This is a genomic window from Micromonospora mangrovicola (genome assembly GCF_047200535.1).
GTDB lineage: Bacteria > Actinomycetota > Actinomycetes > Mycobacteriales > Micromonosporaceae > Micromonospora.
Window position 1 is genome coordinate 42523 of record NZ_JBJZOG010000018.1, and the last position, 12924, is coordinate 55446.

A 12924-nucleotide genomic window follows, 5' to 3' on the forward strand; every position below is an offset into this window, starting at 1 on the left:
CCCCACGGTGACCAGCGGAGATCGACATGTCCCGTCACCGGTGTGAGTCACCCGAACGGACACGTTAGGGTTCATCCGGTCGCCCGGCGGCTGTAACCCATCGTTGGGAATCGTTGAGAGTGAGGATCGGCAATGACGCAGGACCACACCACCAGCCCGGACGCCGCAGCGCCGGCGGCGACACCGTGGCGGCCCTCGCGGACGGTGGCGGTGGTGCTGGCCGGTGGCACCGGGACCCGGCTTGGGCTGGGCATCCCCAAGCAGCTGCTGAAGATCGCCGGTAAGCCGATCATCGAACACACCCTGGCCGTCTTCGAGGCCGCCCCCGAGATCGACGAGATCATCGTGCTGATGGCCGTCGGCCACGTGGCCGACGCCCAGCAGATCGTCGACAAGGCCGGCTTCCGCAAGGTCAGCAAGGTGATCGAGGGTGGCGACACCCGCAACGCCACGACCCGCATCGCGCTGGACGCGGTCGGCGAGGGCGACGTCAACATCCTCTTCCACGACGCGGTCCGCCCGCTGGTCAGCGCCCGGATCGTCCGCGAGTGCGTCAACGCGCTCTGGACCTACTCGGCGGTCGACGTGGCGATCCCCTCGGCCGACACGATCATCCAGGTCGACCAGGAGGACTGCATCGTCGACATCCCGGTGCGGTCGACCCTGCGGCGCGGTCAGACCCCGCAGGCGTTCCGCTCCGGCACCATCCGCGAGGCGTACCGCCACGCCGAGGGCGACCCGAACTTCGCCGCCACCGACGACTGCGGCGTGGTGCTGCGCTACCTGCCCGGCACGCCGATCAAGGTGATCGACGGCTCGGACGAGAACATCAAAGTCACCCACCCGGTCGACGTGCACCTGGCGGACAAGCTCTTCCAGCTCGCCGCCGCCCAGGCACCGCGGCTGAGCGACCACCGCAGCTACAGCGAGGAGCTGACCGGCCGCACCGTGGTCATCTTCGGCGGCAGCTACGGCATCGGCCACGACCTGGCCGAACTGGCCCGCCGCTACGGCGCGCAGGTCTTTCCGTTCAGCCGGTCCAGCACCGGCACCCACGTCGAGCGGGCCCAGGACGTCGAGGCCGCGCTCAAGACGGCCTTCGAGGCGACCGGCCGGATCGACTACGTGGTGGTCACCGCCGGCATCCTGGAGAAGGGCGAGCTGGCCGAGATGGACCAGGACACCATGGACCGGGTCCTCCAGGTCAACTTCGTCGGCCCGGTCATCGCCGCCCGGCAGTCCCTGCCGTACCTCCAGCAGACCAAGGGGCAGCTGCTGCTCTACACCTCCAGCTCCTACACCCGGGGCCGGGCCCAGTACGCGCTCTACTCGGCCACCAAGGCCGCCCTGGTCAACCTGACCCAGGCCCTCGCCGACGAGTGGGCCGAGTTCGGCGTGCGGGTCAACTGCATCAACCCCGAGCGCACCGCCACCCCGATGCGCACCAAGGCGTTCGGCGAGGAGCCGGAGCACACCCTGCTGTCGGCCGAGGCCGTCGCCCAGGCCTCGCTGGACGTGCTGATCTCCGAGCTCACCGGCCAGGTGATCGACGTACGCCGGGCGCCGGGCGAGCCGGTGGTGGCGGTGCCGGCCCAGCCGATCGGCGGCGCGGACGACGAACTCCCCAGCGGCGTCGACGCCGGCTGACGGCGCAACGGAGGCGACCGGCGACATGCGTGGTGACCTGGTCCGTAAGCTGCTCGCCCGGGTGCTGACCGCCGGGCTGGCGGTACTGGCGTTCCTCGTCGTGGCGCTGACCGGGGCGACCGGCTGGGGCCTGGCGATCGCCGTCGCCGCCCTGGCCGCCGCCGCGGTCGAGCGCCGTGTCCGGCCGGGTGCCGACGCCGTCGCCGAGGCGGTCCTGGTGGCCGCCGGCATCCTGGTCGGGTACGCCCGCCGGGTCGACCACACCTTCGACCCGGCGCTGGCACTCGCCGCGCCCGTCCTGCTCGGCCTGGTGCTGCTGGCGAGGCCGCTGCGCGACGCCGGGGCGCTGGAGATCCGGGCGGCCAACCTCCCGGTCCGCTCCTGGTCCCCGCGGCTCGCCGCCCGGCTCGACGACGCGCTGCTCGGGTTGCTCGCCGTGGTGGCGGCGGCCGCCGCCCTCGACCTGCCGACCTGGGTGGCGCTGGTCGCCGTCCTGCTGGTCGCGGGCGGCTGCGGTGCGATCGGGCTGGACCTGGCGCGGCGCCGGTTCCGGCCGCCGGCCGGGGGCGGCCCGGTGGGCCGGGCGCTGCGCCGGCACCAGCCCGAGTTCCTGCTCTACTTCTCCGCCCCGCCCGGGTCGGAGTACCAGGTCACCATGTGGCTGCCGTACCTGGAGCGGATCGGCCGGCCGTTCATGGTGCTGGTGCGGGAGCCCGACCACCTGTCCACCATCGCGGCGGCGACCCGCGCGCCGGTGGTCTTCTGCCCGACGCTCAAGGCGATGGACGAGGCGCTGGTGTCGAGCCTGCGGGTGGCGTTCTACGTCAACCACGGGGCGAAGAACAGCCACTGCATCCGCTTCTCCCAGCTCACCCACGTGCAGCTGCACCACGGCGACAGCGACAAGGCGCCCAGCGCCAACCCGGTCTCCGGCATCTTCGACCGGATCTTCGTGGCCGGTCCGGCGGCGATCGAGCGGTACGCCCGGGCCGGCGTGGAGATCCCCGCCGAGAAGTTCGTCGTGGTCGGCCGGCCCCAGGTCGAGGCGATCGAGGTGCGCCGGGAACCGGCGCGCGGCCTGGCCGCCCCGACGGTCCTCTACACCCCGACCTGGACGGGGCACCACGCCGACGCCAACTACTGCTCACTGCCGGTGGCCGAGACGATGCTCCGCCGGCTGCTCGACCGGGGTGCCACGGTGATCCTGCGGGCCCACCCGTACACCGCGCAGAACCCCACCTCGGCGCGGCAGCTCGCCCGGCTCACCGAGCTGCTCGCCGCCGACCTGGCGAGGACCGGCCGGGCCCACCTGTGGGGCGCGGCGGCCGGCCGCGAGCTGACCCTCGCCGAGTGCGTGAACCGGTCCGACGCGCTGATCTCGGACGTCTCCGGGGTCATCTCCGACTGGCTGTACTCGGGCAAGCCGTACGCGGTGACCGACATGGGGGCCGAGGGCGCGGATTTCGTGGCGCGCTTCCCGCTCGCCGCCTCCGGCTACCTGCTGCGCCGGGACATGTCCAACGTGGACCAGGTGCTGACCGAGCTGCTCGACACCGACCCGAAGGCGGCGGACCGTTGGGCCACCCGGGCCCGTTACCTCGGCGACTTCCCCGACGACTCGTACGCGGAGGCGTTCCTCGACGCCGCCCGCCGGGAACTCGAACCGCGCTGGAATCCGCCTGCGCCCCGGGCCGCCGATCCGGTCGCCCCGGACGGCTCGCCGCTGTCCCCCACCGCCTGACCGGCGGTCACAGGTACGGGTCGAGCAGGGCGAGCACCGCCTCGGGGTCCTCGACGTGTGCGTTGTGGCCGAGCCCGGGCAGTGTGGCAACCGGCACGCCCAGCTCCTTGAGCTGCGCGTCGGACACCATCGGGTCCTGCTCACCCCGGGCCAGCAGCACCGGCACGTCGGTCGCGGCGAGCAGGGCGGGCAGCCGCGGCTCCCCCACCGCGAAGGCGGCCGGGTCCATGGCCAGCCGCCAGCGGCCGTCCTCCCGGCGCAGGCCGGCGTCCACCACGGGGTGGTCCGGGGCGAACAGTCCGGCCAGTCCGGAGACCCGCAGGTAACGGCGGGCGGCCTCGTCCCGGCTGGCGAACCAGGTCACCGGGCGGGCGGCCAGCTCGCCGGCCTTCGCCAGCTCGGTCGGGGACCACACCGCCTTGATGCCGAGCCCCACCACCGCGTCCACCGGCAGGCGCCGCGCCCGCGCGGCCAGGGCCAGGGCCACCACACCGCCGAGCGAGTGGCCCAGCATCACCAGGCGGTCCCGGGGGCCGAGCCGCTCGGCGACCGGGCCGAGCCCCTCCACCACCTGACGCGCGAGGGCCTCGAAGGAGTACCCGGGCAGCAGCGGCGACCAGCCGTGCCCGGCCAGGTCGGGGGCGAGCCAGCGGCCCGCCCAGCGGCGCTCGAGCAGCGGCGCCCAGGGCAGCCACACCTCGCCGGTGGCGCCCATGCCGTGCAACAGCAGCAGATGGCGGGTAGCGGTCGCGTCGCCCATAGGCCGCAGTGTGCCACCGGACGGACAGGACGCGCGAGAGCGGACGGCGGGCGGAAGGCCCGACGGACGACGCCGGGCCCCGGCTCAGCAAGCCGGGGCCCGGGCGGGGAAGGGTGCGATCAGGCGGAGTAGCCGCGGGTGGCCATCCAGTTCGCCAGGTCGATGGTGCTGATCCAGTACGCCGGCAGCGACGGGTCGGCCGAGTCGGCGATCCGGACCGTGCGGCCGTCGTTCTTGTAGCCGACCACCGCGATGTAGTGGCCGCCCGGGAAGGAGTGCCAGCCGCCGTCGGCGTCGGTCGCGGAGCCGACGATGTTGGCGACCACGCCCCGGCCGTCGGTGACGGCCTTGACCACGTCGGCCTGGAGCTGGTCCATCTGCGCCGGGGTGGCGGGGCCGGGGATCATGTGGGTCCGCCAGGGGCTCCCCTTGACCATCTGGTTGAGCCCGCGGGTGGTGTCCTCGGCCGAGTTGGTGCCGTTCTCGCCGGCGTTCAGCGGGGCGACCATCGCGTCCTGGGTGGTCTCGACGCCGCTCGCGCTGAGCGCGTTGCGCACCGCGGCCGGGCCGCAGTTCCAGTAGGCGGTCTGCGCCTGGTAGGTGTAGCGGAGGATCTTGGTCGACGGGGGCTTCGGCTTCGGCTTCGCCTTCTTCGTGACGTCCGGGTCCGCCTTGGCGGTGCTGGCCTTCGCCGACGGCGACGCGCTCGGCGAGGCGGACGGCGACGCCGGGGCGGCGAGCTTGGCCTCGGCGGCGGCGTCACCGAGCCGGGGGGCCAGCTCGGCGACGGAGGCGGTGTGCTGCTGACGGACCGGCGAGTCGTCGGTGGTGGTCAGTGCGGCGCCGGTGCCGCCGGCCAGCACGAGCGCGGCGGCCGAGCCGGCGATGATCTGGTACGGGCGCTCGGTCGCGAGGCGCCGCAGCTGACGCTTGAGGTGGTGCTTCACGTGTTCCTCCACGGGGGCCGGAGCGGCGCACGCCGGCCCGACGCGCGGAGGAGCTCACGCGCGTTCGCGAGGGGCGGGTGGCCGCGGGAAAGGGAGCGCCCGGGTGTGCCGGGCTGAGGGGTGCCGGACGCGTCAGGCGAGCGCCGGCGCCGGTGCGCCGTGGAGGCGGGGGGAGGATCGGGGGGAGGTCGGCACGAGGATGGAACTCCTTCCTTCACCGCCTACCGGGTTAGCTGACGGATTCGGGCGGGAAGTACGCCCTACCGCGGCCCGTAGGCTCGCGGATTCACCCCGGTGTTGCACTGGGTCCCCGGTTCGTGAGATCACGATTGAGCGGGTCGGCACGGCGTCGCCACTTGCGATCGAAAACCGCACCGGACGCGCCGACACTACCGGTGGGTACGCCTCATGCCAAGCGCCCCCACCTGCGTAAACCTTGAACTTCATTACTCTGACCGGAACAGCCGGTCACTGACGTCACTCAATGGGACACGCAGTTGAGTCGGAACCCTAGGGCGACAATCGGGCATCGGGTGGGCGACCGGCCCGCAATCGCGGGGTTCAATCACCCGACCTGATCCGGATGACCGTTTCCGGCGCACCGTGACGGGGCTCACCGAATTCGGGTAACGATTCAGCCGACCCGGGCCGGACGCCATTGCGCGCTCGCTACGGCGGCACCGGCCGGCGCCGGGCGCCGGCCGGCCGGCTCGGCCGGGCGCGGCGCGGCGTGTCCCGGGCGTACCGCCGTCGCGGCCGCGTACGCCTCGACGGCCAGGGCGCGGGCCGCGTCGGCGGCCAGTTCGGCGTCCCGCCACGCCTGCCGCTCCCGCTCGGCGGCGACCCGCCAGCCGCGCCGGCGGTGCTCACGTACCGCCCGGGCCAGGACGATCTCCTGCTCGGCCGGGTGCCGGCGGGGATCCCAGCCGTTGCGGTGGGCCAACACGTCGGCGAGCTGCCGGGCGGTCAGGTCACCCCGCCAGTGCGCCGCCATCGCGGCGTGGTGCAGCCACCGCTCCCGGGCCGCGTACTCGGCCGGGGTACGGGGCGTGTGTGGCTCGGGCAGCGCGGCGACGCCGGCGAGGCGACGGGCGGCCGCCTCTGCCTCGTCGTACGCCCGCCAGGCCCGGTCGGCCTCGCCCTGGGCGGCGAGCCACTGCTCCCGCCGGCGGCGAGCGTTCTGCGCGGCCCCGGCGGCGGCCACCGCGACCTCGTCGGCGTACCGGCCGAGGTCGGCGAGGCGGGCGGCCTCCTCGGCGGCCGGATCGGGGGTCGCGTCGGGCGGGCTGTCCCGCTCCGGACGGGCGACCAGCGCGGCGAGGAGGCCGAGGGCGAGCAGAAGCAGGGCGGACCAGATGGCGGCGGCCTCGGGAACAGCGGTGAGGAAGTGGTAGAGAACGGTCTTTTCCATGGTCGACACCTCACGGGGAGCGTCGTCGTGACGGAGGAGTCCGCAAAGCCCGGGCGCGGGGCGCCACCGTCGGGGGCGCCGCCGGGCCGCCGTCGGGCGGGTGCGGGGGTGAGGTTCTGTGGTGCGGTGCGGGCGGAGCGGCCGCCGCAGGAGGTCAGCGCGCGGGCGGGGCCCGGGAGCCGGCGGTTGCCGGGGGCGCCCCGGCCGGCGGGCGCTGCCGGCCGACCGGGACCACCCCGGTCGGCCGCGGTGGCGCCGCGGCCGGCACGACGCCCGGGAGGGCGCCCGCCGCGTCCCGATCCCACGCCCCCGACCGCGGGGCGGAGCGCGCCGCGGAGCCGGCGCGGGTGCCGGAGCCCGCGGGCGAGGTCGCCGTCCCCGCCGGGAGGCCGAGGGCACCGGACCGGGCCCGGCCGGCGGCGTCGGCCCGGTCGGACCAGCGGATCAGCAGCCGGGCGTGGGCGGAGTCGGACGCGGCGACGGATTTGCCCACCCGGGACGACCCCTCGACCGGGCCGGCGAGGCGGGCCGCCGCGGGTGCGCTCGCGGCCGTACCCACCGGCAGCGTGGTGGCGCCGAGCGAGCAGGCGACGACCACGGCCAGGCTGGCCAGCATGCGGGCCGTCCAGCGCGCCACCCACCACACGGGACAGGTGAGCGCGATCGGGAGCACGGTCCCAACCTACCGCCGTCACCGCCGGTCCGCACCGTCGCCGGGCGTGTCGCGGCGGCCCCGCGCACGGGCACCGACCAGCATGGACGATTTCCTCGTCCAGCCCGTTTCGTCACGCCGGCCATCGCCGATCATGATGAGTTGCCCGGTCGGCACGAACGGCGGGCTCTCCAAGGGCGCGGTCGAGCGGGCGGCCGGGCCGGGCCGGTGATCGGGACCGGTCAACGGCCGGCGCGGAGCGACGCACCTCGGCCTCGGAAGGGCCGGCGACGTCGGCGGCGGGCGGAGGGGCGGTCGCGCCGCTCAGGCCGGGTCGCGTGGCCCGGCGTACTCGACGGATCGCGGCAGGGTGGCGCGGGCTTCGACCGGCCCGGCGGGCGCCGGGACGGACGGCGCGGGGGTGGCCCGCGCGCCGGCTCGGCGGGGCGGTCCCAGCCGGCGCGTCATCGGCAGCTCCACCCAGCGGTGCAGGGCGGCGGCGAGCAGCAGGTTGACCAGCAGGAAACCGATCGCGGAGAGCGGTCCCCACCAGCCGTCCAGTCCCTTCCCCCAGTCGCCGGTGAGCCGCAGCACGGTCGTCATCACCAGGACGTGCACCAGGTAGAAGGCGAACGAGACCTCACCGAGCCAGACCATCGTGCGGGACCGCCACGGCGTCCGCCGGCCCCGCACGTCCGCGTCCGCCGCGGCGGTGATGACCAGGAGGTACGCCACCGCGAGCAGGGCCGCCCAGAACTCGGCGCGGATCCACTGGGCGGCGACCACCCAGGTGGCGACGAAGAGCAGGCTGGCCAGGGTCAGGCCCGGCCCCCGCCAGCGGCCCCGGCGCATCAGCTCGGCCGCGGCCACGCCCATCCAGAACTCCAGCGACCGGGCCACCGGGAAGATCTGGGTGAACCACCACCGGCTCTCCTCCGGCACCAGCAGCTGGCCGGGCCAGAGAGCCAGCACGAGCAGGGGTGCGGCGACCACCGCGGCCCACAGCAGGCCGGTCCGGGCCCGGCGCAGGTGGGGCAGCACGAACGGCAGGCACAGATAGAAGGCCAGTTCGCAGGAGAGCGACCAGCTCACGTTGTTGACGCTGTAGAAGTAGCCGTCGAGGGGGATCCAGGCCTGTACCAGGAGGAGGTTGCCGACGGCGGCCCACGGCGCGACCGGGTCGGCGAACCAGGACGCGACGGCGAGCGCGGCCACGAACGTCACCAGGTGGTTCGGGTAGATCTTGGCCAGCCGGCGGCGCAGGAAGGTCCGCCGCGGCTCGCCGTCCCGGTACGACCAGACCAGCACGAACCCGCTGAGGATGAAGAAGAACTCCACGCCCGAGAGGCCGAGGGAGAACAGCTTGTCCACCACCGCCTTGTAGTCGGGCTCGGCGACGATCCGCATGGTGCCGACGTGGAAGCCGAAGACCAGCAGGGCGGCGATCCAGCGCAGCCCGGTCAGCGAGGGCAGGCGGGCGGGGCGTGCCGGGATCGGGGCGGCGGTCATTTCGGCGACCCTACCGGGGTGTCCATCATCCCGGAAAACGTCGCCCGCGTGGGGGATCCGCCACGGCCGGTTGATGCACTACGATCCCTGTTTCTTGCGTTCTTCTTGCGTTCCAGCACGACACGAGGGCGGTCCGCCGGCCGCTCGCACGGTGCCCAGGATGAGAGGTGGACACCGCATGCACCAGCGGATCCTGCTGCGCGCCCGAAAGGGCCCGTTCGACGTGGTCAGCCCCGAGGAGACCTTCGAACGGAACTGGCTCGGCGACAACAACGGCAACCTGGTCTTCGGCCACGCGGCCCACAAGCTGCTCGCCACCTCGACCGCGGAGATCACCCCGACCGAGTTCCGGGCCGGCTCGTACGACCCGCGGGAGATCAACGAGCGGTACGACGTCTTCGTGGTGCCGTTGGCCAACGCGTTCCGGCGCAGCTACGTCGACCGGCTCCAGTCGATGACCCGGATGATCGAGAAGCTGAAGATCCCGGTGGTGGTGCTGGGCGTCGGCGCGCAGACCAACGTGCACGGCGACCGGGAGTACCTGCGCCCGATCGACGACGCGGTCAGCGCCTTCTGCCGGGCGGTGCTCGACCGCTCGCACACCATCGGGGTACGCGGCGAGGTCACCGAGGACTACCTGCGCACGCTCGGCTTCTCGGCGGTCGAGCAGATCGGCTGCCCGTCGATGTTCCTGCACGGCGACAGCCTGCGCATCGAGAAGGGCAAGGCGGCGCTGGGCCGGGAGGACCGGGTCGCCCTGACCATCTCGCCGTACGTCAAGTCGATGGCCAAGATCGTCAGCAGCCACCACGAGCGCTACCCCAACCTGCGCTACCTTCCGCAGGACCTGCGGACCCTGGGCACCCTGCTCTACGGGGACGCCGCGGAGCACCGGGGCAAGAGCAGCGCCATGCCGGTGCACAGCACCCATCCGCTCTTCGTCGAGGACAAGGTGCGGATGTTCGTCGACCCGTGGACCTGGATGGAGTACCTGTCCGGCTTCGACTTCGCGTTCGGCACCCGGATCCACGGCACCATCACCGCGCTGCTCGCCGGCACCCCCGGTTACCTCTTCGCCCACGACTCGCGCACCCTGGAGCTGGCCCGGTACTTCGACATCCCGCACCGGATCATGGGCGAGGTCCCGGCCGACGTCGACGCGGCCGAGCTCTACCAGGAGGCCGACTACTCCGCGCTCAACGAGGGACACAAGGCCCGTTTCGCGACGATGATCCGCTTCCTGGACCGGCACGACCTGGGCAACGCCTTCGCCGACGGGGACAGCGCGGCCCGCTTCGACCAGCAGGTCCGGGAGGTCTCGTTCCCGCCGGCGGTCCGGCCGCTGCACACGCTCGGTTGGGACGAGCTGGCGACCCGGATGCAGTGGCTGCGTGACCAGCACACCGAGCTTCAGCAGGAGCTGACGGAGGCCCGCGCGATCCGCCTGAGCGCCCGGGTCAAGGACGCGGTGAACGGCCGGGTGCGCCGGTTGCTTCACCGTTAACCCGCTGCTGGGACGCTGTTCAGCGAGCGCACCTCCGGGGGCAACGTCAGGTTTCGGGCCTGTCCACCCGAACCCTCGATCGTGTGCGGGTGGTCACCGAGACTCGACACCCGCTGCTGAGCGTCGTCGTGCCCGTGCACGGCGTGGAGGCCCACCTGCACCAGTGCCTCGACTCGATCCTCGGCGGCCTCGACACCGCCGACGCGGCCGACGTGGAACTGGTCGCGGTCGACGACGCCTCGCCGGACCGCTGCGGGGAGATGCTGCGGGCGTACAGCGCCCGCCGGCCGGCGGTGCGCATCGTGACCCTGCCGAGCAACGTGGGTCTCGGCCTGGCCCGCAACGCCGGGCTGGACGAGGCGACCGGCCGGTACGTCTGGTTCGTGGACAGCGACGACTGGCTCCCGCCCGGCTCGGTGGCCGCCGTGCTGGCGCGGCTACGCGCGGACCGGCCGGACGTGCTGCTGCTGGACCACCTCCGGGTGCACCACGACGGCCGGCTGGAGGAGGACGCGAGCAGCCCGCTGCTGCGCGGGGTCGACGGCTGCGTGGGCCTGGCCGAGCACCCTCCGCTGCTCCGGGTCCAGCACACCGCCTGGAACAAGGTGATCCGCCGCGCCTACCTGACCGAGCTGGGGCTGCGCTTCTTCCCCGGCTGGTACGAGGACATCCCGTTCAGCCACCCGCTGCTCATCGCGGCGGAGCGGATCGCCGTGCTCGACCGGATCTGCTACCGCTACCGGCAGGGCCGCCCCGGCGCGATCACCTCGACCCGCAGTGACCGGCACTTCGACGCGTTCGACCAGTACGACCGGCTCTTCGGCTGGCTCGCCGCCACCCGCCCGGACGACAACCGGCTGCGGGCCGAACTGTTCGGGCTGATGATCAGCCACCTGCTGGTCGTGGTCGGCAACGACCACCGGATGCCGGCGGAGCTGCGCCGCCCCTTCTTCCGGCGGGTGGCCGGGCACTACCGCCGCTACCGGCCGGCCGGCGGCTACCCGCGCCCGGGCGGAGTGGGCGGCCTCAAGCACCGCCTCGTCGCCGCGAACAGCTACCTGGCGTACTCGGCACTGCGTGCGGCGCACCGGATCGCCGGCCGGCTGCGCGCCGCCCGGCCGGCACCTGCCACGACCGTGTCCACCGAGCCGGAGGCGGCGGCCACCGGGCACTACGGCACGCTGGCGGCGCGGCGGTGAGCGCGACGCTGCGCCCGGCCGGAGCCGGGGACCTCGACCGGATGCGCCGCTGGCGCAACCACCCGCAGGTACGCGGGGTGAGCCTGACCCAGCACGAGATCGGCCCCGAGGAGCACCTCGCCTGGTGGGAGGGGGTCCGCACAGACCCGGACCGGCGGGTGCTCATCCACCTGCACCACGGGCGCCCGGCCGGCGTGGTGACCTTCGCCGGCGTGACGTCGCCGGAGAAGGCACTCGCGTGGGGCTTCTACCTCGACATCGACGGTCTTGAGGAGCGCGGCGAGCTGCTGCCCGCCTGGATGGGGCTGCAGCGGGCGGCGATCGCGCACGCCTTCGACATGCTCGGCGCCCGGACCCTCGGCGGGGAGACCCTCGCCGACAACAAGCCGGTGCTGGCGCTGCACCGGCGCTTCGGTTTCCGGATCGTCCGCCGTTACGAGCGGGAGATCGACGGTACGCCGCACCAGGTGGTGTGGACGGAATTGAGCAGGGGAACATGACCAGCACAGTGAAGATCGGGCCGCACCTGGTGGGTTCCGGCGAGCCGCCGCTCGTGGTCGCCGAGATGTCCGGCAACCACAACGGCAGCCTGGACCGGGCGCTGCGGATCGTGGACGCGGTGGCGGAGAGCGGCGCGCAGGCGCTCAAGCTGCAGACGTACACCCCGGACACGATCACCATCGACCACGACGGCCCGGCCTTCCGCATCTCTGACGGCCACGACCTGTGGGGCGGGGAGAACCTCTACCAGCTCTTCCAGCGCGCCCACACCCCGTACGAATGGCACGAGCCGATCTTCGAGCGGGCCCGCCGGCACGGGCTGACGGTCTTCTCCTCGCCGTTCGACCACACGGCCGTGGAGCTGCTGGAGGGGCTGGACGCGCCCGCGTACAAGATCGCCTCGTCGGAGCTGGTGGACCTGCCGCTGATCCGGCTGGTGGCGAGCACCGGCAAGCCGATGGTCATCTCCACCGGCATGGCCACGATGGCCGAGATCGACGCCGCCGTCCGGGCGGCCCGCGAGGGCGGCGCCGACGGCGTGGTGCTGCTCGCCTGCACCGCCGCCTACCCGGCCCCGCCGCAGGACAGCAACCTGCGCCGGGTGCCGGTGCTGGCCGACGTCTTCGACCTGCCGGTCGGGCTCTCCGACCACACGCCGGGCATCGGGGTGCCGGTGGCCTCGGTGGCGCTCGGCGCCTGCCTGATCGAGAAGCACGTCACCCTCGCCCGGGCCGACGGCGGCGTGGACTCGGACTTCTCCCTGGAGCCGGCGGAGCTGGCCGCGCTGCGGGTGGAGACCGAGCGCGCCTGGGCGGCGCTGGGCAGCGCGGTGGTCGGCCCCACCCCCACCGAGCGGGAGGGCCTGCGCTTCCGCCGCTCACTGCACGTGGCCGCCGACGTCCGCGCCGGTGAGCAGGTGACCAGCGCGAACGTCCGGTCCATCCGGCCGGCCGGGGGGCTGCACCCGGACGAGCTGGACCGGGTGCTGGGGCGGACCTTCACCCGCGACGTACCCCGCGGCACCCCGCTGGCCTGGGACCAGATCTGACCCGT

General features: G+C 73.8%; 11 protein-coding genes and 1 riboswitch. Of the genes, 6 read left to right on the forward strand and 5 right to left on the reverse strand.

The genetic code is table 11. The features are described 5' to 3' along the window. The first annotated feature begins 132 nt into the window (after positions 1-132). Together ACL02O_RS10355 and ACL02O_RS10360 are read left to right on the forward strand one after the other, a co-directional pair. Complete coding sequence (locus ACL02O_RS10355; RefSeq protein WP_412817782.1) at positions 133-1647, forward strand: D-ribitol-5-phosphate cytidylyltransferase; 1515 nt, start codon at positions 133-135, stop codon at positions 1645-1647. Between the two features lie 25 nt (positions 1648-1672). Then, positions 1673-3388, forward strand: coding sequence for a CDP-glycerol glycerophosphotransferase family protein (locus ACL02O_RS10360; protein ID WP_412817783.1), 1716 nt, complete (start codon positions 1673-1675; stop codon positions 3386-3388). 7 nt (positions 3389-3395) lie between these two features. Here ACL02O_RS10360 and ACL02O_RS10365 read toward each other — a convergent pair whose 3' ends face one another. The 5 genes from ACL02O_RS10365 to ACL02O_RS10385 all read right to left on the reverse strand — a co-directional run bounded on the left by ACL02O_RS10365 (position 3396) and on the right by ACL02O_RS10385 (position 8667). Then, positions 3396-4148, reverse strand: a complete 753-nt coding sequence (locus ACL02O_RS10365) for an alpha/beta fold hydrolase (protein WP_412817784.1) — start codon at positions 4146-4148, stop codon at positions 3396-3398. A 119-nt stretch (positions 4149-4267) separates the two neighbouring features. After that, a complete protein-coding gene (locus ACL02O_RS10370; protein WP_412817785.1) occupies positions 4268-5107 on the reverse strand; it encodes a C39 family peptidase in 840 nt (279 codons plus the stop codon). Between the two features lie 191 nt (positions 5108-5298). Beyond that, positions 5299-5441, reverse strand: a riboswitch (cyclic di-AMP (ydaO/yuaA leader). A 288-nt stretch (positions 5442-5729) separates the two neighbouring features. Further along, positions 5730-6506 carry a hypothetical protein gene (locus ACL02O_RS10375; RefSeq protein WP_412817786.1) on the reverse strand — a complete coding sequence of 259 codons (777 nt, stop codon included), beginning with the start codon at positions 6504-6506 and terminating at the stop codon, positions 5730-5732. A gap of 154 nt (positions 6507-6660) precedes the next feature. Then, complete coding sequence (locus ACL02O_RS10380; RefSeq protein WP_412817787.1) at positions 6661-7179, reverse strand: hypothetical protein; 519 nt, start codon at positions 7177-7179, stop codon at positions 6661-6663. Between the two features lie 303 nt (positions 7180-7482). Continuing rightward, on the reverse strand, positions 7483-8667 hold the full coding sequence (locus ACL02O_RS10385; protein WP_412817788.1) for an acyltransferase family protein: 1185 nt from the start codon (positions 8665-8667) through the stop codon (positions 7483-7485). 178 nt (positions 8668-8845) lie between these two features. On the opposite strand from ACL02O_RS10385, the gene ACL02O_RS10390 reads away from it, so the two are divergent. From ACL02O_RS10390 to pseI, 4 genes are all read left to right on the forward strand, one after another. Next, positions 8846-10171 (forward strand): polysaccharide pyruvyl transferase family protein, encoded by a 1326-nt coding sequence (locus tag ACL02O_RS10390; RefSeq protein WP_412817789.1) that lies wholly within the window; start codon positions 8846-8848, stop codon positions 10169-10171. Between the two features lie 89 nt (positions 10172-10260). Further along, a complete protein-coding gene (locus ACL02O_RS10395) occupies positions 10261-11370 on the forward strand; it encodes a glycosyltransferase family 2 protein (RefSeq protein WP_412817790.1) in 1110 nt (369 codons plus the stop codon). After that, a complete protein-coding gene (locus tag ACL02O_RS10400) occupies positions 11367-11870 on the forward strand; it encodes a GNAT family N-acetyltransferase (protein ID WP_412817791.1) in 504 nt (167 codons plus the stop codon). The genes ACL02O_RS10395 and ACL02O_RS10400 overlap by 4 nt, the downstream gene beginning before the upstream one ends. Further along, positions 11867-12919 (forward strand): pseudaminic acid synthase, encoded by a 1053-nt coding sequence (gene pseI / locus ACL02O_RS10405; protein WP_412817792.1) that lies wholly within the window; start codon positions 11867-11869, stop codon positions 12917-12919. Before ACL02O_RS10400 ends, pseI begins: the two co-directional genes overlap by 4 nt. Positions 12920-12924 lie beyond the last annotated feature (5 nt).

Excerpts from the sequence above, each read along its gene's own strand:
- ACL02O_RS10355 (WP_412817782.1), top strand. The coding sequence starts at position 133 with ATGACGCAGGACCACACCACCAGCCCGGACGCCGCAGCGCCGGCGGCG.
- ACL02O_RS10360 (WP_412817783.1), top strand. The coding sequence starts at position 1,673 with ATGCGTGGTGACCTGGTCCGTAAGCTGCTCGCCCGGGTGCTGACCGCC.
- ACL02O_RS10365 (WP_412817784.1), bottom strand. The coding sequence starts at position 4,148 with ATGGGCGACGCGACCGCTACCCGCCATCTGCTGCTGTTGCACGGCATG.
- ACL02O_RS10375 (WP_412817786.1), bottom strand. The coding sequence starts at position 6,506 with ATGGAAAAGACCGTTCTCTACCACTTCCTCACCGCTGTTCCCGAGGCC.
- ACL02O_RS10385 (WP_412817788.1), bottom strand. The coding sequence starts at position 8,667 with ATGACCGCCGCCCCGATCCCGGCACGCCCCGCCCGCCTGCCCTCGCTG.
- ACL02O_RS10390 (WP_412817789.1), top strand. The coding sequence starts at position 8,846 with ATGCACCAGCGGATCCTGCTGCGCGCCCGAAAGGGCCCGTTCGACGTG.
- pseI (WP_412817792.1), top strand. The coding sequence starts at position 11,867 with ATGACCAGCACAGTGAAGATCGGGCCGCACCTGGTGGGTTCCGGCGAG.